This is a genomic window from Bradyrhizobium sp. USDA 4474, from assembly GCF_054057515.1.
On sequence record NZ_JBSRZJ010000002.1, the window covers coordinates 6,944,477 to 6,966,442 of the forward strand.

The following is a 21,966-nucleotide window of genomic DNA, read 5'->3' on the forward strand; positions in this document are numbered from 1 at the left end:
TGGAAAATCTGTTCTGGTGCCCTCTGTCAGCGTCCAGGGCGTGCCTAGACCGGGGTCCAACCGTCAATTCGCCGTATGCGTTCCCGGTGCGCCAATGCGGGCTTCGTTTAAATGGGTAGCCCGAGCTCATCGAGGATCGGCGCCGGAGGGCAGGGTGATGAAGATTTTTTTGGTAGAGTAGATGAAAGCGCCAATCAAAAAGACGGTGAACGAAACGCAGCGTGTCTTCAACTCTCTCTGTGAGAAAGGGGGAGGAGTTCGCGGGGGACCGGCTCGCGGCAAGGTACTGCAGCTTCTCCGCGATAGTGGAAAGTCGTTGAACGAACTCGCGACGAGGGAAATGAGTGAGCATTTGGCGACATTCCCAGATGCCAATCCATGGCATGTTTGTTTCGCAGTTGGGCTTTCGTGGGGGCATCTCGCGAAACTTGATCTGTCTTTTACGGAGGCAGTCGTAAATCTGCTTGCCAGCTGGAATGCTGCGGATCTGCACCGTGCTCTAACCTTTCACTTGGAGCGTGGTCCGGAGCCAATAAGGCAATCTCTTACGGGCGCGCACCTCCTTTTTGGAAAGGTAACGCTTCCAGACGAGCTGCCATCGACCTTGAAACAGCTTGAACGCGCCCAAGAGCGGTGGCTGAGCCCCGTTCTCAACCCCACAGAGCGTCCGCCGTATATCGGCGCGTGGAATGGGACAGCAATGTTCATGACCGCATTGTTCGCGAACCCTACACTTGCTGCGACGCATGTTAGCCCGCCGCCGATGTTGCCTCCGGGCGGCCCGATTCATGCCGGTTTGACGCTGTTGCATCAAGCGGGCGTGATAAGTCGCCCGGCTGCTGGGAGTGAGCTTGATGACGCAGCTTTCGAACCGGGAGCGATTTATGAAAACAATGGATTATTCGCTGAGCTTTGCAAGCAAAGGACTGACTGGAGTCTGATCGACGTCCACTCCGGCGTCTACCTACTGGGAACGCGTCACCCGCATTCGGACAAATGGGTGTGAGCCCTAGGCACTAAGACGTGCTTCCGCATAGCAGATGGTTTTCTTTTCTCGTTACTTTCGTCCAATGAATCTAAGCGGAATTCTGATCTGCCCGCCGGGCAGCGATCTTCGGGGCAGGAAATGAATGATGGCGCGATCGGGACCTCAGGCCCATTTCTACCCGAGTTGGGCAGCTTCATTTCTGTCCGAGGGAAGACCTGGATCGTTGAAGGAACCAAGAAGACCGGACCAGTTCAAACGCTCTCTCTGATCTCATGTGAGGACGATTCCCAAGGCGAGGCAATCGAACTCGCATATGCGGCAGAACTGCAGCCGAACATTCTCGATCCGAACGATTGGTCGCCGCTGCTGACCAGGACATTCGAGGGGCCGCAGCGCCTGGGTGCCTACCTGCGTTCCACCGAATGGCGAACGGCGACGGCTGCCGACCGCAAACTGTTCCAAGCACCGTTTCGCGCTGGCATCCGGCTCGATTCCTATCAGTTGCTGCCGCTCGCCAAGGCGCTTGAACTGCCACGCGTCAACCTTCTGATCGGCGACGACGTCGGCCTGGGCAAGACCGTCGAAGCCGGCCTGATCGTTCGGGAACTGCTGCTGCGGCGCCGTGTCGACACCATCGTGGTCGCTGCGCCCGCGTCCATGCTGCTGCAGTGGCAGGACGAGCTTGCGCAGAAGTTCGGTCTCGATTTCACAATCGTCGACCGGGAGCATCTGTTGGAGACGCGCCGCACCCGCGGCTTTTCGGCTAATCCCTGGAGCGTCGGCTCGCGCTTTATCGTCTCGCACAGCGTCCTCTCCGACGAAACCTACACGGGTGGTCTGCGCGAACTCCTGGCTCCGTTTCGACCGGGATCAATGTTCATCCTTGACGAGGCGCATCACGCCGCGCCGTCGTCAGGGGCAGCCTGGGCGGTCGAAAGCCAGATGACCAAGGCGGTCCGCGAAATCGCTTCGCTATTCGAGCATCGGTTGTTCCTCTCGGCGACTCCGCATAACGGCCACTCAAATTCGTTCGCGACCTTGCTGGAAATCCTCGATCCGCAGCGTTTTACACGCGGCATTGCGGTCGAGGCGAGGGACCTTGAGCCCGTGATGGTGCGCCGGCTTAAGGAGGATCTGCGCCGGCTCGGCCATGCCTTCCCGGAGCGCCTCGTCGAGCCGATCGAGATCTCCGCTCTGCCGCCGGATGCGCCCGAGCTGCGGCTTGCTGTGATGCTGGACGAGTACAGCCAGTCGTCAGCTGGCGGGACCAAGGCGCGCTTTCTGTTCGCCAATCTGCAGCAGCGCCTGTTCTCGTCGATTGCGGCTTTCCATCGGACCCTCACAACGCATCGAAGGAGCCTTGCCAGGAAGAGCGAAGAACTCGCCCCCGACACCACTGAGACAATGTCCGAGCTCATCGAAGACAACGAGTCGATCGAAGCGGCGACCCATCATGCCAAAGGCGAGCTCGGCGACCTCAATGCCGCCATCGCCCATGTCGATCGCATGCTCGCCATCAGCGCCGCTGCGCGCGATCAACCCGACGCCCGGGTTGCCGCGATCCTCGATTGGATCGAGCAACGGATGCTCGACGACGGTTACACTTGGCAGGACCGCCGGCTCATCCTGTTCACCGAATGGGAGGACACGCGCCGCTGGCTGGTCGAACGTCTCAAGGAGGGCCTGCTCCAGCGCAGCCTTGGTCGCGTTGATCTGGAGGGCCGTATCCTCAACTTCACCGGCCAGACCAGCCTGCAGGAGCGCGATCGCATCAAGATCGCCTTCAACGCCCCGTTTGACAGGGAGCCGGTGCGCATCCTCGTCTGCACAGATGCGGCGCGCGAGGGCCTCAATCTGCAGGCACGCTGCTACGATCTCATCCACGTCGATCTGCCCTGGAACCCGTCGCGGCTGGAGCAGCGCAACGGCCGCATCGACCGCAAACTGCAGCCGTCGAAGACCGTCACCTGTCGCTATTTCGTGTACACCCAGCGCGAGGAAGACCGAGTGCTGGACGCCCTGGTGCGCAAGACCGAGGTAATCCGCAAGCAGCTCGGCGCCTCCGGCCAGGTCCTGCGCCAAACCATCGAGACCACACTGGCAAGAGAAGGCATCCGCCGCGGCGATGCGGCGAAGTTGGCCGACAGCATCAGCAGCGCCACGTCGGAGCGCGTCGGCGTCGCCGCGCGCGAGCTGGATGACGAGGCCGACAAACGCGTCGCACGACTGAAAGAGGAGGAGCAGCGGCTGCAGCGTGCGCTCGAAACGGCCAAGAAGCGTGTCGGCGTCGACGGCACGGACATCCGCCACGTCATCGAAATCGCCCTCAAGGACGACGGCGCCGCGCTGCAGCCGGGCAGCTTCAGCGTGCCCGAGGCCGTGTTGCTCGATCCGGACACGCCGGGTTTTGCCAAAGATCCGAGCTGGGCCTCACTGTTCGACGAGCTCCGGCCAGGTCGCCCGGCCACACCGAAAGACCGAGCGCGCTGGCGGCGCGATACTCCGGTGCGCGGCCTCGTCTTCGCGCCGCCCATCGTGCGTGAGGGCGAGCCGGAGCCGCAAGACGTGGTTCAGCTTCACCTCGAGCACCGTCTCGTCAAGCGACTGCTGTCGCGCTTCGCCAGCCAGGGTTTCCGGAGCAATATCGGGCGGATTACGGCAATCGTCAGCTCAGGCGCCCAGCCGCGCGTCGTCCTTCTTGGGCGTCTCTGCCTGTTCGGCCCGGGAGCGCGACGCCTTCACGAGGAGATCATCCCGGTGACGGCGGCTTGGCGGGACACCCGACGGGATGACAGCCCCCTGATGCCCTTTGCCGAGGCCGGCCAGGCAACGACGATCCAGCAGCTCGACGACGCCTTGCGTCTCGGCGTGTCGCCTTCGTCAGGCGTTCTTGATCGTCTGGCCGCGATGGTCGAGCGCGATATCGCCGACCTCCGCCCTCATATCGAAAACCGCGCCAGGGAGTCCGAGCAGGAGGCCGTCGCCGACCTCGGCGAGAATGGACGGCGGGAGGCCGAGGCCCTGGCAACCCTGCTGCAACGGCAGATCGACAGGGTTCGCGACGCGATGCGCACCAAGCAAGCGCCTGAAGCGCCCCAGCAGATGGATTTGTTCGGTCCGACTGACGACGATATCCGCAAGCAGCATGAGCGCGAGCTGCGCCAGTTCGAGGCCGACCGCCGTTCCTGGGATGGCAAGCTGCTTCGGCTGCAGCAGGAGTTGGACAGCGAACCTGAGAAAGTCCGCCAGGGCTATGAGGTGCAGGCGCGCCGGCTGGAGCCGGTCGGCCTCGTCTATCTCTGGCCGGCAACGAACTGAGTACGACAATGACCTTTCATTACCAACAGGACGAAACGTCGGAGTGGCTGAACTATCTGCAGCCCGAAGGCCTCGTCGTCGGCGCCAACGTGCTGCGCGAGACCGGCGTCACCCCGATCCGCCAGACGCCGCTCGACACCGAGACGGCGGCCAACGCGCTCCGACTCGATCCCGAGGCGCCGCGTGAGCAGGACCGGCTGTTCGAGCTGCAGGATCCCTGGAGCTTCTTCGAGCAGGTACTCGGCTGGCCAGCGAAGCTGGTCGCCGGCAGCCCGGGCGGACCGGCTGTTGATCCTGCGCTGACCGTGACGGTCCCGGAGCACGAGACGTTGCTGTCGCCGGACTGCGCGCTGCTGTGGAACGGCGCGGCGCCGGAGGGCATTCCGGCGCAGGCACTGGTGATGCTGCATCCTGGTTTGGAGGCCGAGGGCCGTAATCAGTTCGCATCCGGCGAATGGGAGGCGACGCCGCATCAACGGCTGGAGAGGCTCTTGCGCGAGAGCAATGTCGGTGTCGGCATCCTGGTCACGCGCAATGCGCTTCGGCTGATCTATGCGCCGCGTGGCGAAACCGCGGGCTGGCTCACTTGGCCGCTAGCGGCGCTTGGCCGCGTCGAAGGTCGGCCGATGTTGGCAGGCTTAAAGCTCTGCCTCGGCCGCAACGCATTCTTCACCGGTGCGCCGGAGACGCGGCTACGCAAGCTTCTGGAAGCCTCGCGCGAGGCACAGAACGCCGTTTCCGAAAAGCTCTCAGGCCAGGTGCTCGGCGCGCTCTATGAGCTCTTACGCGGCCTGCACCGCGCCGCTCCCAACCAGATCGAGGCTATCGCGGCTTCCGATTCGCATCATCTCTATGAGGGCCTGCTCACGTTGCTGATGCGGCTCGTGTTCCTGCTCTATGCCGAGGATCGCGACCTCCTGCCGTCATCGACCGATCCGCATCTGAAGCAGCTTTGGGACAGTGGCTATTCGATCAAGACGCTCTATGCGCGGCTGCTAGTAGACGAAGCGCTCAACCCCGACACGATGGATGAACGCCGCGGCGGCTGGGGTCAGCTGCTCGCAGCGTTCCGGCTGATCCATGGCGGCCACCCGGATTGGGTAACCGGGCGCGGCGGCAAGCTGTTCGATCCCGAAGCCTTTCCGTTCCTCGAAGGCCGCAGCAGTGGCAGCGCCCGCACCGAGGCGGTGATCCTGTCGGTATCCGACGGCACCATCCTGCGCATCCTCCATGGCCTCATGACCATTGAGGGCAGGGGCCTGTCGGGCGAGCGCATCCGCGAGCGGTTGTCTTATCGCTCGCTCGATGTCGAATCGATCGGCTCGGTTTACGAGACTGTGATGGGCTTCACCGCGTCGCGCGCGACCGAGCGTATGATCGCGCTCCGCGACGAGAAGAAGCTGCCGAACTTCATCGGGCTCGACGCGCTACTGGCTGAGAAGCCGAGCGAGCGCCAGAAATGGCTGAAGGAGCGCGGCATCAAGCTCTCGGCCAAGCAGGCCAAGGGCGTCAAGGACGCGCATGATGTCGCCGCGCTGATCGAGGCCTTCGGCTCCCTGGTCGATGAGCGCGCCTCGCCGAAGGCAGTCCCGATCGGCCAAGGCGCGCCCTATCTGCAGCCGACCGAGGAGCGCCGTCGCTCCGGCTCGCACTACACGCCCCGCTCGCTCACCGAGCCGATCGTCCGCCACGCACTGGAGCCGGCCTTTGCGCGGCTGGGGCCTGAGGCTTCGCCCGAGGCGGTGCTGTCGTTGAAGGTGCTCGATCCCGCCTGCGGCTCCGGTGCGTTCCTGGTCGAAGCCTGCCGCCAGATTGGTGCCCGGTTGGAGCAGGCCTGGAACATGTACGGCGCCGAGAAGCCGAAGATCCCTCCGGATGAGGACGAGGCGCTACATGCGAAACGTCTGGTGGCGCAGAAATGCCTATACGGCGTGGACAAGAATCCATTAGCGGTCGATCTCGCGCGCCTGTCGCTCTGGCTCGCCACGCTCGCAAAGGATCATGAGTTCACTTTCCTCGACCACGCGCTGAAATCTGGCGACAGTTTGGTCGGGCTGACGCGGGCCGAGATTGCCGCCGCCCATTGGGACGCTTCGGTGCCCGGCCTGCCACTATTCCGCGAGACGATCAGGCAGGCAATTGAGCGTGCTCGAGAAGGTCGCGAAGCAATCCGCAATGCGAGCGACGACGTGAGGCAAGAAGCGCAAGCAGCGCGGTATCAGCGCGTACACGACGAGAGCGAGCCAGCGCGAATAGTCGGCGACGCGATCGTCGCGGCGTTCTTCACACATGATAAGCCGAAAACGCGCGAGGACGACCGGCAGAGGATCGAAAACTGGATTGCCGGAGGGGTGAACGTTGACTGGGAGAAACTGAAAGGTAAGGGCGCTGGTTTTCGAGTGGAGTTCGGGTGGCGGCCGTTCCATTGGGAAGTCGAGTTTCCGGAGGTCTTTGCGAGGGAGAACCCGGGCTTTGATGCCGTCGTCAGCAATCCTCCCTTCTTGGGGGGAACTAGCATTTCGGCGAGGTTCGGAATGTCCTATTTTCGGTACCTCGAGCACTTTTTTGCTCCGGCGGGACATCATTGCGATCTGGTCGGATATTTCTTCCGACAATCATTCAAGCTCCTGCGCTTGAAAGGTTCATTTGGGATGCTCGCAACAAATACCATCTCTCAAGGAGACACTCGTGAGGGAGCTCTCCAACCAATGATTTCCCAAGGTGGTTCAATTTATCGAGCCACGAAGCGCTATGCTTGGCCCGGCGAGGCTGCTGTCGTTGTCAGCGTGGTACATATGCTCAAGGGGGAAACCCATCTTGCGCCAGTATTGAACGGCCACAAAGTCGAAAGAATTTCTGCATTCCTCGTCGAAGGCCTTCAAGACAGTGCGCCGAGGCCCCTTGGCCAATCTTTGTTCTATTCTCTCGGATGTAAGATTTACGGACAAGGATTCTTATTTGATGACGGCGATTCTGCTGCATCTCCACTCGCAGAAATGGAGAAGGTCTTACGAAAGAATGCAGCAAATGCTGCGAGAATACATCCGTATCTGGGTGGAGATGATCTCGTTCGTAGTCCGCGTCACACCGGTGATCGTTACATAATTCAAGTAAGTGACCTGGAGTCGGAAGGTGCTTTGGGTGACTGGCCCGATCTCGCAGATATCATACGCAGAAAGGTGTTGCCGGAGCGCATGAAGCTTGGGGCCAACCCGAACAATATTCCTCTACGAAGGCGGTGGTGGGCGTATCAAGCGCATCGACCGGAGCTATTCCGCAGATTGGGCGCGATCGAAAGAGCAATCTGTATTCCCAGAGTGTCTCCAAACGTAGTTGCGACCTTTGTTCGGACAGGTCCCATATTCAATGAAAAGATCGTCGTGATTCCTTATGACCGAGCGTCAATATTTGCTGTGCTACAATCAAGAGTGCACGAGCTGTGGGTGCGAGCTTTTGCCTCTACCTTGAAAGATGACGTAAACTACTCAGCGTCCGACTGTCTGAAGAATTACGCTTTGCCGCTGGAGTTGCAGAGCGTTGAGCCGATTGGTGAGGCGTATTTCACGTCTCGGAGCCAGGTGATGACAGATAATGACGAAGGATTGACGAAGACATATAATCGTTTCCATTCTTCGGAAGAGCGTAGTTCCACAATTCAAACCCTGCGCGGTCTGCACGACGAGATGGATCGCGCCGTGCTGCACTCCTATGGCTGGGACGATCTCGCCGCCGAATTGCGGCCCGAATTCCTGACTGAGGAGACCGAAAACGATCACGCCTATCAAGGCCGCTATTTCTGGCCCGCGGATCAGCGCGACCTCGTGCTGGCGCGGTTGCTGGCGCTGAACGCCGAGAGGCATGCGGAGGAGGTGGTCGCAGGCCAAACAGCAGCCGCGCAGGACGGGGCCGGTGAGTTGGACGACGCAGGCGCCGGGCCGCTGTTCGACGGCGAATGAGCAGAAGGCGCACTAAACCGCTGATTGCTATTGGCCGTCGGAATGATAGATGCTTGGGCCTAAGCCTTGGGGTGACTTTGGGGGGATCTCATGAACACAGCCGTGCCGCCACCGCCGGCGCCGACCGATCGCCTTGCAGGTCAGCCCAAACCCACGACGCCCGTGGCCGTGCGCCAGCGCTTGCTCGACCTCCTGCGCCGCGATTTGGTCGGGCCGCATCCCGACCTCGATCCTGATCTCGCCCGCGAGGTGATCGCCGGTGTCGCGCCCTCGACCTGGTATCTGACAGGCTTTCTCGGGCCGAAGCGCGAGACCGGCGAGGCGCGCGCCGAAGCGACGGCTGCTGACGACATCGCGGCGGAGCAGAAGGCAGAGGATCTGCTGGAAGCCCAGCGCGGCAGCGAGGGTCTTTCTGAGGTCGCGCAAGGCAAGGGCGATGCGCCGGATCAGGGCAATCCGGAATCGCCGCCGATGCGCTCGTTCCAGCCATCCTCGATCGGGCTGACCGTGCTGCTGCCGCGCGACGCCAAGCAGTTGCAGGCCCGGGTGAGTTGGGGCGACTACGTCACCGAGCCCCGGCTGGATGATGCGGTGTTCTTGAAACCGGCGCGCGAGGCGGCCGAGGCGAGTGGCAACGCACCGAAAGCGCCGCCGGGCAAGACACTGGACTGGCGGCGCATCCCCCGCGAGGAGATGGTTCCGATTGCGATCCGTCTAGGAGACGTGCCGCAGCGGATCATCATTCAAAACAGTTCCGCGCCGATGGCGCCGGGCGGGGGCCTCGAGCTGGTCGTGTCGGCACGTCCGATCGACACCGCCGATATCGACGGGGTAAAACGCGAGCTTCTGGCGGTCTCGGTGTTCCTGGTCAATGCCCGGCCGCAGACCATTCGCTTCCGCGACCTCGCATTCTGCTTCCAGGCCCGGCTGCAGCTCGATTTCGCTGAAGGATTCGGGCACCGCGACGACCGCGCCTCCTACGACTCGGACGAGGCCGACGAGCGGCTGGCCGACCTTCACTATCAGGACGTCTGCTCTTATGCCGTCGGTCACAACACGTCGGGCGACTGGATTGTGCCGGATGGCAATCAGCGCGTGACGACCGTCTTCACCAATCCGGTGCCGACGCAGGAGGTCGAGAAGCTCGGCGCTGATATCGACATTGCCGGCGTCGAGCGCTCCATGGCCGCGCTGGGCAAGGCCGCGGACGATGTCGGTACGCTCGAGGCCGCGCTGTCCGGACTTCCGATCGCCTACGAAGCCTGGGCCAAAGAGCAGGCGAAGCGCGTCGCCGGCATCGACGGCAAGCGCCGCCGCGAAATCGCGGAGAAATGTCTGGAGGACATTGCGATCGCGCGCCGGCGCATCGCATCCGGACTGGCGCGGCTGCAAACCGATCCGCTCAGCCGCGAAGCCTTCGGTATCATGAACCGTGTGATGGAGCGCGCCAACCGGCAGCGCAGCGCCGCAAACAACAAGAAGCCGCTGGACCAGCAGAAGGCGCCTACATGGCGCCTGTTCCAGCTTGCCTTCATCTTGCTCAACCTCGACGGCCTCGTCGATCCCGTCCATTCCGACCGACCGATCGTTGACCTACTGTTCTTCCCGACCGGCGGCGGCAAGACCGAGGCCTATCTCGGGCTCGCGGCGTTCGCGATTGCGCGCCGCAGGCTCAACAATCCGGGCCTGGAAGGTGCAGGACTCTCGGTGGTCATGCGCTACACGCTGCGGCTCTTGACGCTCGACCAGTTGCAGCGCGCGGCGGGGCTTGTTTGCGCGCTCGAGCTGGAGCGCAAGGAGAGGAAACGCCTCGGCGATTGGCCGATCGAAATCGGCCTGTGGGTCGGGGGCGGCGCCACGCCTAACAATCTCGGCAGCGCTCAGAACAGGAAAGAGAACACCGCAGTCTACTGGCTGGAACAGTACAAGAAGGGCAAGGGCCCGGCGCCGGCGCCGCTGAAGAATTGTCCGTGGTGCGGCGGGGAGCTGAAGAAGGAGGCGTTCGCCCTGCAGCCCACAGCGGCGAATCCGCGGCGGCTGGACCTGCGCTGCTACGAGATCGACTGCGCCTTCTCCAGCGACAGCCGGCTGCCGATCGTGGTCGTCGACGAAGAGATCTACCAGCGCCTGCCGGCATTCATGATCGCCACCGTCGACAAATTCGCCAATGTGCCCTGGGAGGGCCGGGCTGGAGCCTTCTTCGGCCATGTCGAGCGCAGCGATGCAAGCGGCTTCTATGGGGCTGCTGAGCCGGGCGGCACCAAGCTGTCGGCCGAGTTGCGGCCGATCGACCTCATCATCCAGGACGAGCTGCATCTCATCTCCGGGCCGCTCGGCACCGTCGCCGGGCTCTACGAGACCGCGTTCGATCTGCTGGCCTCACGCAAGATCAACGGCGAATTGCGCGGGCCGAAGATTGTCGCTTCGACCGCGACCGTGCGGCGGGCCGAGACCCAAATTCGTAACCTGTTCGGCCGCGACCGCACCGCGATCTTTCCGCCGCCGGGCATCGGCCGTGACGACTCGTTCTTCGCCAAGGCCGATCGCGATATGCCGTCGCGACTCTATCTTGGCATAGCCTCGCCAGGCCGCGGCCCGAAGCTGGTGTTTTTGCGGGCCCTGCAGACCCTGCTGTCTGGGGCAGCTGCGCTGTCGAGCGGCGGGAAGGATGATCCGGCCGATCCGTATCTGACGGCGCTTTGCTATTTCAACGCTCTGCGCGAGCTTGGCGGCGCGCGCCGCATTGTCGATGACGAGGTCCGCGCGCACCTGACCAATTACGGCCGTCTGCGTGTCCGCCGCGAGCCGTCGGGGGCACCGTTTGCCGATCGTGTCCTGCGCGAGATCCAGGAGCTGACCTCTCGCTATTCGACCGACCAGGTCTCCGATGCGCGGGCGCGGCTCGGGCTTGCGGTCACCGATAAGAACGCCGTCGATGTCGCCATGGCGACCAACATGATCTCGGTGGGTCTCGATATCGGTCGGCTCGGGTTGATGGTGGTGCAAGGTCAGCCGAAGACGGCAGCCGAGTACATCCAGGCGACGTCTCGTGTTGGCCGCGAGGGCGACAAGCCGGGTCTTGTGGTCACGTTGCTCAACATCCACAAGCCGCGCGACCGGACACATTACGAGCAGTTCCGCGCCTTCCACCAGAGCTTCTATCGCGCCGTCGAGGCCACCAGCGTCACGCCGTTCGCGCCGCGCGCGCTCGATCGTGCGCTTGCCGCGACCCTGGTGGCGGCGCTGCGCCACGTGACGCCGAGCCTCACGCCGAACAAGGCCGTCGACAAGGTGGTGGACGAGCCCACCGCCTACAAGCGTGTGCGCGATGTGATCGAGGCAAAGATGCAGGTGGCCAAGGAGGACAGCGCCTCGATCGCGCGCTGCCTCGCGCGGCTCGACGAGCTGGAAGCCGCCTGGATCAAAATCGCCGACAAACAGACTCAGAACGGCGATGAGTTCGCCTATGCCGGCCAACAGTCGGTGCGGCGGCTGCTGCAGGATCCGTTCGATCAGCAGCCGAACATGGATCCGGAGCGGGAATGGTTCGTCGCCGGACGCTCCATGCGCGATACCGAACCCGTCTCGCTGCTGAAGCTTCGCAAGCCGGACGGCACCCCTCTCGCCTAGTGGATTCTCATGGCCGACATCACTCAGAATTTCAGCCAGCTGCTGCTGACCTATGGTCCCGGCGCCATGATGGACATGCCCGACAATGCGGTGGTCGTGTCCGGTCTCCAGGACTGGGACTACAAGGGTTCGAGCTGGAAGCCGGTCGAGGAGGAGCGTCTGGTGGCGCTCCTGAAACAGCAGCTCGGCGCCAAGCTCAGCCCGACATTTTCAGGGCTGCGGCATCCGCCGATGTTTGACGAGGACCGCCGCGACAGCAATGCGCCTGGCGTCGGTGTGCGGCTGTTTCCCGGCTGGTTCCTGGTCAACGAGGCGCCGTCAAACGGCACGGCGGTGGTGCCAGCAGGGGCCGCTGCGGGCAACGAGAAGCGCCGGCGCATGGTGGAGTTCTCCGAGCTCGACGTCACCGCCGGCGGCAAGCTGTCCTACACCGGCTCCGGCAGCAAGATCGGCGTCAACCCCATCCGCTTCGTCGGTGCCTGCACCAAGGGCCATCTGCAGGACATCACCTGGCGCTATCTCACCCACCGCGGCAAGGACCAATCCTGCCGCAAGCCGCTGTACTGGGTCGAGCGCGGCGTCAGCTCCGATCCCTCCGACATCTCTGTCCAGTGCACCTGCGGCGCATCGATCAGCATGGCCGATCTCTACAAGCCGCAGTTTCTCGGCAAGTGCGATTGCCATAGTCCATGGCTCACGCCGCGGCGAGATGCGAACGAAACATGCAACGAAGATCTCCGCTTGCTGCCGCGCTCGGCGACGAACACCTATTTCGCGCAGACCGTGACCGTGATCTCACTGACGAAGTCGAATGACAAGCTGCGGCAGACAATTGCGGAGAACAAGACCACGATCGACGGTATTCGCGCTCTTCCGAACTTCATCGTCGTGTTGAGAGCGATCCCGCAGCTCAAGGACGCATTCAAGGACTTCTCGGACGATGAGATCCTGCAGGCGCTGAACAGCGACGATGGCTCCGGCGGAAGCCCGAATGAGCACCCGCACATTGCCGAGTTCGACATGATGGCGACCGGCGCGCAGATCATCGGTAGCGATGGCACCGGATCCTTCTTCTACGGCGAGACCCTGCCAAAGGCCTCGCTCAGCCTGCAGCCGCCGTGGGATGCGTTTCTGAAAAACGTCGTGCGGGTTCACCGTCTACGTGAGGTCACCTGCCTCTATGGCTTCACCCGCCTGGAGCCGCCGCCGACCCCGGCCGAAAGCGAGCTCGACGAGATCCAGCTCGCCGTCGGCGGCGCCGATCTTGCCCGCAACGTCGAATGGTTGCCCGCGATCGAGCAGCTCGGCGAGGGCATCTTCCTGCACGTCGCGCCAGAGTTTCTGAAGCAGTGGCTCGAAGCCAAAGAGACTGTCGACAAGGCAAAGAACCTGCGCGAGCGAGAACGGCGCGACGCGGCGCGCTTTAATCGCGAGCCAAAGCATCGGGGCATCGCTTATTGGGCGCTGCATTCCTTGTCGCACGCATTTATGGCCGAGCTCGCACTGGAATGCGGCTATCCGCTGTCGTCGTTAAAGGAACGCATTTACTCCACTGGCCCAGCCCAAGCTGATCGTTTTGGAATACTGATCTATACCTCGACGGCCGGAGGGCAGGGGACGCTTGGTGGCCTCAGCCACATGGCCGAACGCGCCGGCGAATTGCTCATCCGCGCCACGCGGCGCCTTGCGATCTGCTCCAACGACCCGATCTGCGCTGAGCACAGCGAAGGAAGCGAGGAATATCCACTGCAAGGCGCGGCCTGTCATGCCTGCTTGCTGGTACCCGAGACCTCCTGTGAGGCGCGGAATACCCGGCTTGATCGAGGACTTCTGACCCGCACGGTTTTGGGCGATGGATTTCCGTTGCTAGGTTAAGGCAGATCCGTTGCAGCTACATGCGGACTGCTCTGTACGAGTTGTTCAGTGTTTACGGCGCTGCCTGAAGGAGGAGAAATAGCGGCATGTCCTTTCGAGACTTGGTGTTGGAAGCCATTCGCATGGAGCGGGCGGGCAAACCGAAGGAGGAAATCCATCGCTATCTATCAAAGCGTGCGCAGACGTTCGGCTTTACAGTCGAATCCGGGGATGAAGACGCCTTCGAAATTCGCCGTGTAGAGACAGGCGAGATAATCGCTTTTGGCAGAGAAGGGTATTCCTACCGTCCGAGCTAAGTTTTCTGATACGAACACGAAGTAGAGAATAAATCCGAGAGGTGAACTATCTTTTCGGTTTTTGTGCCGATACCTAAGAAGCCCCATAACGGAGGCTTAGATGGCTACATTACGCGAAGTGATTGTCTACATCGTCCGTCGCCGCCCCGGCATTACCGACCGTCAGCTTACCGAGGCTATTTACGGCTCTGACGGGCGGCACCAGCAGGTGAACGCAGAGTGCCGGAATTGCTCGGAGATCAAGCGGCGAGAGGGGGCGGTGCATATAGAAAACTACATACGAGAGCCGGCGGTGGCGATGGCCAGAGAGGGAACGAACATTGATTGAGAAGCAAAGATAATCATTTTTTAATCGAGCGGGTCGCGGGATTGTTATTCCGAAGAATTGGACGGCCCGCTCCCCTATAATCTGACCAAGCTGCTCACGATCAACGCTCGGCCCGTCTATGCGATCGGCGAGAAGTACTTCAAGAAAGCGGTTGCTCGCACCGCCAAGCTGCATTGCAATGTACTGAACGTTTCCTGTCACAGGCGTGAAGGGGCACCGGGCGGAAAATGATGAAATTCCACGACGAAAAAAGCGTCATCGCGCCGATCCGGAAGATCGCCAAGGGCTGCAAGGACCTCCGTGTCGCCGTTGCATTCTGGGGGACGGACGGCGCCAAGACGCTGTCCCTAAAGGGTGCAAAGAGCGGACGCATACTCTGCAATCTCGAGTCCGGCGCATGCAATCCGAAGGAAATCCGCAAGCTTCGGGCATCGAAGAAGAAGTTCAAGGTAAAGACCCACCCGCAGCTTCATGCTAAGATCTACTGGTCGCCGGAAGCCGCGGTGATCGGTTCGTCCAACGCCTCCGGCAACGGTCTCGTCATAGATTCCGCAGCAGCCAAAGGATGGCGGGAAGCCAACCTTTGGTTCGACCAAAAAGATCTACTTCGCAGCGTCGGACTCCATTTTGATCGTCTTTGGAAGCAAGCGAAGCCGGTCACGGACCAGGGCCTCAAGGACGCGGACGTCAAATGGAAGGAGCGCGCGAAGGCCACCAAGGTCCTTTCGATTGAAAGCAAGACGCTGCTGAAGGCGTTTGTCGAGGATCCCGCGGCCTTTCGCGACCAGAAGATATTTCTCGCGATGTACGACGAAGACGTGAGCCGCGAGGCTGCGGCCGCGGAACGGAAATGGAGGGATCTTAGGCGCACGGAGCGCTTTACCGACGGCCTAGTCGTGAACTCGAGCGCAATGGCCGCCTACGAGGACTGGCACAAAATGCCCGCAGGCGCGTGGCTTATCGATTGCTCCTACATGGGCCGCAGAAAGCCGAAGTTCGAAGGCATCTATCGTGTATGGGGAGGCGGAGTCGTGAAGCTTTCCCAAAGCGATGTCCAGTTCGCCTATCGGACCCGCTCGGTGCTCGTCGGCTCGCGCTCCTTCAGGCTTTCCGACGAGGAAAAGCGACTCATCGAGAAAAATGGGGGGCGTCTTTTCAAGGCGACGAGGAGACGTCGCGGCTTGCTACTGGAGATCGGTGCGGTCGCCAGAATCTGCGGCCTATCCCGCCTGCGGGGCACCTAAAGCTATAACGCCGTGAGCGGGAAAAAGTCGATGACTTGTGCTACAGTCGCCACTCATTTCCTGTCGGGGGCGAAGTGAGCGAAATAGAACAGTCGCAGCACGCTGTCAGATCCGTCTCGATGGATAATGGGACAGCGAAGGAAGGAGGACACTACTGCGCGGTAGGGAGGTCGAAGGCAAAGAAGGAGACTAGTTTCTTTTGATCGCCTCTTGCGCAAGCAAGTTGCGGCGCTGATCGCAAGAGGATCTCTTCAGAGGCGCATGCGCTCTGTTACGAAAAAGGTCGGGCGGTCATTATTATTCAATGCCGCAAAGCGGGTCAGCCTTCTGATTGTAAATGGGATTCCAGCGTAAAGTGATCGAACAATGATAATTGTATTCCGCGACTGAATTTAAAAAACCGGTCCTCCGTTGTTCCTCTCCCGGTTTCACGTTTTCAACAACATGGGGTTGGCTGCCAAGACCGCGACTTGCCACAACCCCGTTCGTGAAGTCAGTACAATAGGCGCCAGGATTATAGCCACCTCCGCGCCAACCTGACGTACCCTGAAGTGTTTCTTGATTTTCCCAACCGGCGATTCCGAATGCGGCGTTGGCGCACGTTTTGTAATTCGGAGCCTTTGTACACGCTTGATCCATTGCGGCCTTGGCCATCTGAATCCCGCACTGTCGCACGTCCACGAGTTCGCCAGCCAGTTGCTGTTGTAGTACGTTCTCGTAGGTGGTGAGCTCCGTTTGACCTTGAAGCGCGGCGCCTGCTGAACCAAGGAACTGTCGAAGAAGACCCTTCGCGTCCGCGGACAACTGGCCATCCGCTTTAATTAGCGTCGAACTGCCCCGCGTTTTCACCTCGCCGCAGATTCGCTGCGCGAAGTCGGCTGCATCGGTTAAGCAGGTCGCGTTAGCTGAGTGCGGAATAAGTAAGATGAGGGCAAGAACAGCGACACTACCAACAGGCAATCTCATGGAGGCGTCTCTCGGGCCAAGGCGCGACACACACAATCATGATAGCAAGTGGAGGTTGTCCTTGCAAGGTTCTGTGGATTCTTGTTGTGAAGCGCGTGCGACTTGATGTAGGGTTTGGTTGTATGATCCAGGCAACGCAACGGGGCGGCGTTCCATGTCTGACGATAACGCGTCAGTCGATGACCAAGCCGAAGCTCGCGGCCCAGATCCGAACCTGCTTAGCGATTCCCCTCTCGCCCTCGTCACACTGACAAGGGAGTTGGAAGGTCTAAAGACCCGAGTTGAGGGCCTTGAGGCGCAAAGAAAGAAGAAATTTTACCAGGACCAAAGCTTTTGGATCGGGATTACAGCAATCCCGATCATCTTCGCGAGTGGATGGCTACTGAAGCTTGCGACTGATAGTCCCCTGTTGCTTCTCGAGATTCATCGGCTCCTGGGGACCGAACCGGCGCTTGTCGCAGCTCTCGACGAGCGCCACAACGCGCTTAAGGACGCCATCCAGTCGATAGGAAAGGGGCGGGCTCCCGTTCTGACAGCCTTGCTCCGAGTGGGCTTAATGCAGGAACGTGCGCAGAAGTTGGATTGCTCACCTGATACGAGTCAACCCGCAACTTCTCAAAAGCTCCATTGCGAAATTCCGCAGGACGCGTTCCTGAATGTTGCGGATGCTCCGTTCTCTATCGGTGCCGCTACCAAGGTTGATGTTGGAATCGTCGTAAACGTGGTCGAGAACGTATTCCGCGATGATGGGTACAGAGAGAAGGTTGTTGATAAGACAACCGAGCTCAAGACAACTCAACTAATCAGGGTGGCTATGAATGGAGCGGACCTCGAGCTGAAGCCAATGCGATTTTCGCCGGTTCTGAGTGTTGGTAATTCGCAGTTTCAGTTTGCGAGGTATAGCTTTCCTTGCTTTGGCTTCAATGATCCAGAGGTCCCGGATTTCCCTATAAACACCCTTACGGTGTCAGTCTCCAACTCGGCGGACCATCGGTACTCAATTTCTGTCGGGGCTCTGGTGCAGGAGAGCCACCAATCCTGTACCGACAAAAAATGACGGCGCGCACGCATCCTGCAGCGCGCTAAAGTCCTACCTGCGCTATCCGGGACTCGATCAGCGCTTTGGTTCGTGGAGCGCTTAGACGGCGTGCTCGTCGAGAAAACAGAACGAGACGACTTGTTTGAACTTAAAACTCGTCTCGTGGTTCATAGTCGCGCTGGAAATGCGGTCATAGTCGCACTAAAGATGCTCTGGGTGGTCGGAGCCGCGACGGTCCATGGAACGGGACGCATTGCGGTCTATTTGGTTTTCAGGGCCACGACTTTCCCTTCAGTTTCTTTAACTGAGTCCAGGAACCGCTTGTCCTGCTCAAGCGTGGCGCCGCTTCGCAGCTCCCCTGTCTCGTTCTTAAATTTGAACTCGTGGTCGCGCGCATAGACCTGATTTCGCGCGTTGCCGATGATAAAGCTGTTGATCTCACCGACTGCATTAGCGTCGGCTTCGATCACGGTCTCTTCCCCTTCGAACGAGCCACGTAGGCAAAGGGTAGGCGAGAGTGCGAAAATGACCTCGGTGTCCTTCAGGGCGAATCCCGGCGACAACCCTCCGGGACCTTTGCCGTCTTTCCATCGCACACAAATAGGGTCATCAGTCGTGACAAACGTGCCTTCCTTCGCCTCGACGATTTGCCACTTCCGGTGCCAGAGCTTTTCGGTGACAGGGTCGTGCATGTCGATTTCGAATGCCATGATCAGTGGCTTCGGCATCGGGAAGCTTTCGTCCTGCAGGACCTCCTGGATCTCTGCAACCGACGTGCCCTTCACGAGCATGCCGGCGGCAACTGCCTGATCGACCGCGGCTTGAGTTCCGAATTGCGCGGCGAAATGAAGCCGAGCCAACTGATCGTGGATTTGGCTGAGGGCGTTTCGTGTGGACGGGTTGCGTAGCGCAAGGGCCGCCATAAAATTCATGATGTGCGCACGGTCCTCTTCCTCGGCGAGCGACTTTGCCTCTTTCACTCGTTCAAGAGCCGGCCCAATTTCCCCCTCGAGTTCAGCGAGCGCCTTTTCGAGTTCATTCTTGTCCATTCCATCCAGCTCGATCCGATTGAAATGGTTCTCCGCCGCCACACCTTCGGGAGGCGGACGGAAGGAATGCCCGGTCGAACGGTTGACTGCGAACAGCTTCCCTTTCTTACCGGTGAAGCCCCGGAGGTAGAAGCGGGGGACGTAATGGTGCGACTTCGGCTCCGCCGTTTTTGCTTCCTTGGCCACTATCCAGACTCCTTTATTCCTTTGTAGATCATACCGCCCGTGGGGTAGTCCCATCAGAGGGGAAGCCGCACCGGACGTTGCCGATTTTGCTCCGGCAGGGCAGCTAACCGCCCGAACCGCCAACAAATGTTGCAAAATAGGAAGCGCTAGGTCGCCCGGCGAAGCCAAGAGTCGAAGTTCTATAAGTAAGAACATCGACAACTGATACCGAAGGGCGAAACTGAAATGACCACCCCTACGAATCCCCTCCCGGGGAACGACACGGCGGCGCTGATGGAGCCGTACTTCCGGCTTCTTGGCGGCAACCCGCTTAACATCGCTCCGGAGCGGGCAGCTGAACTGACGACTGACGTTTTCGGCGGTGCTTTATGGAATTTGATTGCCAAGAAGGGCGCCCCTGTCGGCGGCGTTCAACCCTTCCTGGCAAATCCCGATGATCGGAGCATCGCCGTCTCCTATTCTGGGCTGGCGATGGTGTGGTGCATGGCCTTGTTCGGCGTCTTTTTGTTGGACGTCGTGAAGGCCAATCGCGGGTCCACGGAAGGCCCGGTCAACATCGGAAGGGAGATGGAGAAACTGCGCGGGTATCTCGACTACGCAGGCAAGCTGCGGCAGGTCGATATTCCGTGGCCGGACGACCTGATGCCTCCGGATGTGAACTCCGGCCTGCAGGTGGTGCGGGAGATCAACAACGTCTTCTTCGGCGCGGTCGCCTGGATCCTGTTGCACGAGGTAGGGCACGTCTATTTGGGCCACGAGGTGGACAGCGCGCGGAGCTTGAAGGACGAGGAAGAGGCCGACGATTTCGCGGCCAAGTGGGTCTTCGCGAAGGTGCCCGACCCTCGACTGCGCGAGTTCAGGATCCTGGCGGTCGGGGTCGCGTTGGCTTGGCTGCTGCTGTTCGCACCTGTCGGTGGCGACACCAAGCATCCTCCAGCCTACGCGCGGGTCATGCAGGTCGCGTCCTACTTCGAAGCGGCGGAAGATAGCGTCGCGCTCGAGGTCGTCGCCCACCTGTTCAAGGCGCTGTTCTTTCCGACGGAGGTCCCTCCGACGTTCGAGACGCCGGGCGAACTTTTCGATTGGACCGTGCTGCAGCTTCGGCAGCGGTCCCATTAGTCAGCCCGAACCACCCGCGGTCGGGCGCTGACTCTAGCCGGCCGACGGGAAGGTGGACTCGCCCCCCAAAATCCGTTATGTACCGGATTTGTAACGTAACAGATATGTGTCATGGTAGAGTTCAAGAACGTTGAACAATACGTGGATGCCTTCCGACGGAATTCGGAGTTGGCGGTCGTCTCCCTGCAGATGGCGGCCGACTACCGCGGCGTGACCCGAGCGGCCATAGAGCGGATGGTCGCGACCAAACAGCTGGAGGTGATCAAGATCAGGAACACGAGGTGTATCAAGCTGCAGGGACTGATCGATCTCTCTCAGGCCTTCGACCGTCAAGTCCGGATCGCGCGGGATTACCTGGAAGAGGTTGCCGCCGCTCGCACCATCATCTTCTACGAACAGGTGATGAATGCACTTGGTCTGTCGAGGACGATCCCCGCCGATCGCACCAAGGTAGGCAAGATTTTGGGGCGGGTGTCGGAAGATAGCTACGAAAAGGACGGCATCCTGCTTTCGGTCATCGTGCACAGGAAGGCGCCAGGCCGCACGCATCCGGGCCCGGGCTTTCTGACGTTGGCGGAGGAGCTCGAGTTCGACTGGGACGACGAGCGGGCGTTCGTCGATCAGGAGGTCGAGAAGGTGTTTGAGCACTACGCGGCGGGTCGAGGGAAGAAGGACGCGCGCGGCAAGCGCTAATAGTTCTGGGCCGGATGCTTCTATTCGGCGTTCAGATTCGTCACCCCCGGAACATCGGCGGCATTCGCGCTGAGCAGTGTCGTTTCGCGTTCGATCTGAGTCTCGGAGCGAGAAGATCCATTAATTTCAGTCTGGGGATTATGGCTCCTTCGGAGTCTATTCTGGTTCAATCGGAGTCAGGTAGCCAGAATTAGGGTTCAATTGGAGTCGCTTGGTCGGTCAGGCGAGATCGTACTGCTACGGCAAAGAATTAGGGCGGTGATGTCGAAGGATGAAGGCGCGTATCTAGCGCGAACGCTTCCTGAAGATGCTGCTGGTACGCGCCTTTCGCCCTGGTCGGGTCGAAGATCAGATTCCAGCTGTGATTGGACACCACACTTGGGATCACGACGAATTTGTGCTTGGCCAGGAGCGCATCCCCGAACGCCTGCTGGCCTGCGCCTGGGATGCCCGGTCGCAGCCAATTGGCGTTCGGAACGTCGGCAGGGCGAACAATATGAATGTCAGACACGTCGGCGATATGAAGCGCGGTCAACACGTGCGGGAGAGTGTCGAGCGCTTTGAAGCCTTTGTGAACCGCCACTTCGAGTATCGCGGTCGCTGGATCAAGCGCGCAATACACAACACGAACGCCTTTGCTGTTCCACCGGCCGCCAACCTGGAATGCGCCTTCGCCACTATCCCAGGTCGACGCAAAGCGCGCCTGATCGAGGCGCCAAGCGATGAGCTTGCCGCCTCCCAACGGCCCTACAGAAGACGTCATGCATAGACGCCGTATGCGAGGCGTGTGAGGTACTGTTCAACGAGCTCGATGCCGGCCGGAGTGGCAAGCAGGTCGATCGGGCGACGCTGGTCAAGACCGATGGCCGGACGCTCGAGCCACTGCTCGGCTTCTTCCTGCGAACCGAACACGTCGGTGGCCTTGGCCAGGATTTCGGCAAACTTCCAGGTCCGCCCACTTTGCTCCTGGCTTAGCGGCTTGTCCGGAGCGTCCTTGCGTCGCTGAAAGGTGCGAAGGCTCATTCCGAAGGCTTTTTCCAACGAGTCCGTTTGAATGATAAGGAGGTGACGAACGAAGTGGGTCAACGCAGAGCCTGGCAGTCCGTCTAGCAGCAGTTCGTGGGCGTCGAGGGCGCTTGTGATCCGGCGCGACAGGATGCGTGGCCCGCCGAGTAAATCGGCCACCTTTTGCAGATCATTGTCCGGCCCCTTTGGAGCCGGTTTCTCGGCTGTGGCAGTCATAGTAGCCCTCGCGTCACGTGTCGCTAAATATACGTCA

15 protein-coding genes are annotated in these 21,966 nt (G+C 60.7%); 11 read left to right on the forward strand and 4 right to left on the reverse strand.

Annotated features, from left to right (window positions below; translation table 11 throughout):
- The first annotated feature begins 181 nt into the window (after positions 1–181).
- The 8 genes from ACVW16_RS34305 to ACVW16_RS34340 all read left to right on the forward strand — a co-directional run bounded on the left by ACVW16_RS34305 (position 182) and on the right by ACVW16_RS34340 (position 15,635).
- The gene (locus tag ACVW16_RS34305; RefSeq protein ID WP_456802565.1) at positions 182–1,006 is read left to right on the forward strand and encodes a hypothetical protein; all 825 of its coding nucleotides are present in this window, start codon (positions 182–184) and stop codon (positions 1,004–1,006) included.
- A 120-nt stretch (positions 1,007–1,126) separates the two neighbouring features.
- Positions 1,127–4,306, forward strand: coding sequence for a DISARM system SNF2-like helicase DrmD (gene drmD, locus ACVW16_RS34310; protein ID WP_456802566.1), 3,180 nt, complete (start codon positions 1,127–1,129; stop codon positions 4,304–4,306).
- Between the two features lie 8 nt (positions 4,307–4,314).
- A complete protein-coding gene (locus ACVW16_RS34315; protein ID WP_456802567.1) occupies positions 4,315–8,262 on the forward strand; it encodes an Eco57I restriction-modification methylase domain-containing protein in 3,948 nt (1,315 codons plus the stop codon).
- A gap of 90 nt (positions 8,263–8,352) precedes the next feature.
- Positions 8,353–11,892: a DISARM system helicase DrmA gene (gene drmA, locus ACVW16_RS34320; protein ID WP_456802568.1), complete on the forward strand. Its 3,540-nt coding sequence runs from the start codon at positions 8,353–8,355 to the stop codon at positions 11,890–11,892.
- Positions 11,893–11,901: 9 nt separating this feature from the next.
- On the forward strand, positions 11,902–13,767 hold the full coding sequence (drmB, locus tag ACVW16_RS34325) for a DrmB family protein (protein ID WP_456802569.1): 1,866 nt from the start codon (positions 11,902–11,904) through the stop codon (positions 13,765–13,767).
- A gap of 86 nt (positions 13,768–13,853) precedes the next feature.
- The gene (locus ACVW16_RS34330) at positions 13,854–14,063 is read left to right on the forward strand and encodes a hypothetical protein (RefSeq protein WP_456802570.1); all 210 of its coding nucleotides are present in this window, start codon (positions 13,854–13,856) and stop codon (positions 14,061–14,063) included.
- A 100-nt stretch (positions 14,064–14,163) separates the two neighbouring features.
- Entirely contained in the window at positions 14,164–14,391 is a 228-nt protein-coding gene (locus ACVW16_RS34335; protein ID WP_456802571.1) for a hypothetical protein, read from the forward strand.
- Between the two features lie 230 nt (positions 14,392–14,621).
- Positions 14,622–15,635, forward strand: a complete 1,014-nt coding sequence (locus ACVW16_RS34340; protein WP_456802572.1) for a phospholipase D family protein — start codon at positions 14,622–14,624, stop codon at positions 15,633–15,635.
- A gap of 297 nt (positions 15,636–15,932) precedes the next feature.
- Here the strand turns inward: ACVW16_RS34340 and ACVW16_RS34345 are convergent, their stop codons facing one another.
- A complete protein-coding gene (locus ACVW16_RS34345; protein WP_456802573.1) occupies positions 15,933–16,601 on the reverse strand; it encodes a hypothetical protein in 669 nt (222 codons plus the stop codon).
- A gap of 154 nt (positions 16,602–16,755) precedes the next feature.
- On the opposite strand from ACVW16_RS34345, the gene ACVW16_RS34350 reads away from it, so the two are divergent.
- Complete coding sequence (locus tag ACVW16_RS34350) at positions 16,756–17,658, forward strand: hypothetical protein (RefSeq protein ID WP_456802574.1); 903 nt, start codon at positions 16,756–16,758, stop codon at positions 17,656–17,658.
- A gap of 242 nt (positions 17,659–17,900) precedes the next feature.
- Here the strand turns inward: ACVW16_RS34350 and ACVW16_RS34355 are convergent, their stop codons facing one another.
- Complete coding sequence (locus ACVW16_RS34355; protein ID WP_456802575.1) at positions 17,901–18,875, reverse strand: DUF4238 domain-containing protein; 975 nt, start codon at positions 18,873–18,875, stop codon at positions 17,901–17,903.
- A 225-nt stretch (positions 18,876–19,100) separates the two neighbouring features.
- On the opposite strand from ACVW16_RS34355, the gene ACVW16_RS34360 reads away from it, so the two are divergent.
- Together ACVW16_RS34360 and ACVW16_RS34365 are read left to right on the forward strand one after the other, a co-directional pair.
- Positions 19,101–19,994, forward strand: a complete 894-nt coding sequence (locus ACVW16_RS34360; RefSeq protein ID WP_456802576.1) for a phage exclusion protein Lit family protein — start codon at positions 19,101–19,103, stop codon at positions 19,992–19,994.
- Between the two features lie 111 nt (positions 19,995–20,105).
- A complete protein-coding gene (locus ACVW16_RS34365; protein WP_456802577.1) occupies positions 20,106–20,687 on the forward strand; it encodes a hypothetical protein in 582 nt (193 codons plus the stop codon).
- 250 nt (positions 20,688–20,937) lie between these two features.
- On the opposite strand, the gene ACVW16_RS34370 is transcribed toward ACVW16_RS34365, so the two are convergent.
- Positions 20,938–21,450, reverse strand: a complete 513-nt coding sequence (locus ACVW16_RS34370; RefSeq protein WP_456802578.1) for an RES family NAD+ phosphorylase — start codon at positions 21,448–21,450, stop codon at positions 20,938–20,940.
- Positions 21,447–21,929 carry a type II RES/Xre toxin-antitoxin system antitoxin gene (gene parS / locus ACVW16_RS34375; protein ID WP_456802579.1) on the reverse strand — a complete coding sequence of 161 codons (483 nt, stop codon included), beginning with the start codon at positions 21,927–21,929 and terminating at the stop codon, positions 21,447–21,449. Before parS ends, ACVW16_RS34370 begins: the two co-directional genes overlap by 4 nt.
- Positions 21,930–21,966 lie beyond the last annotated feature (37 nt).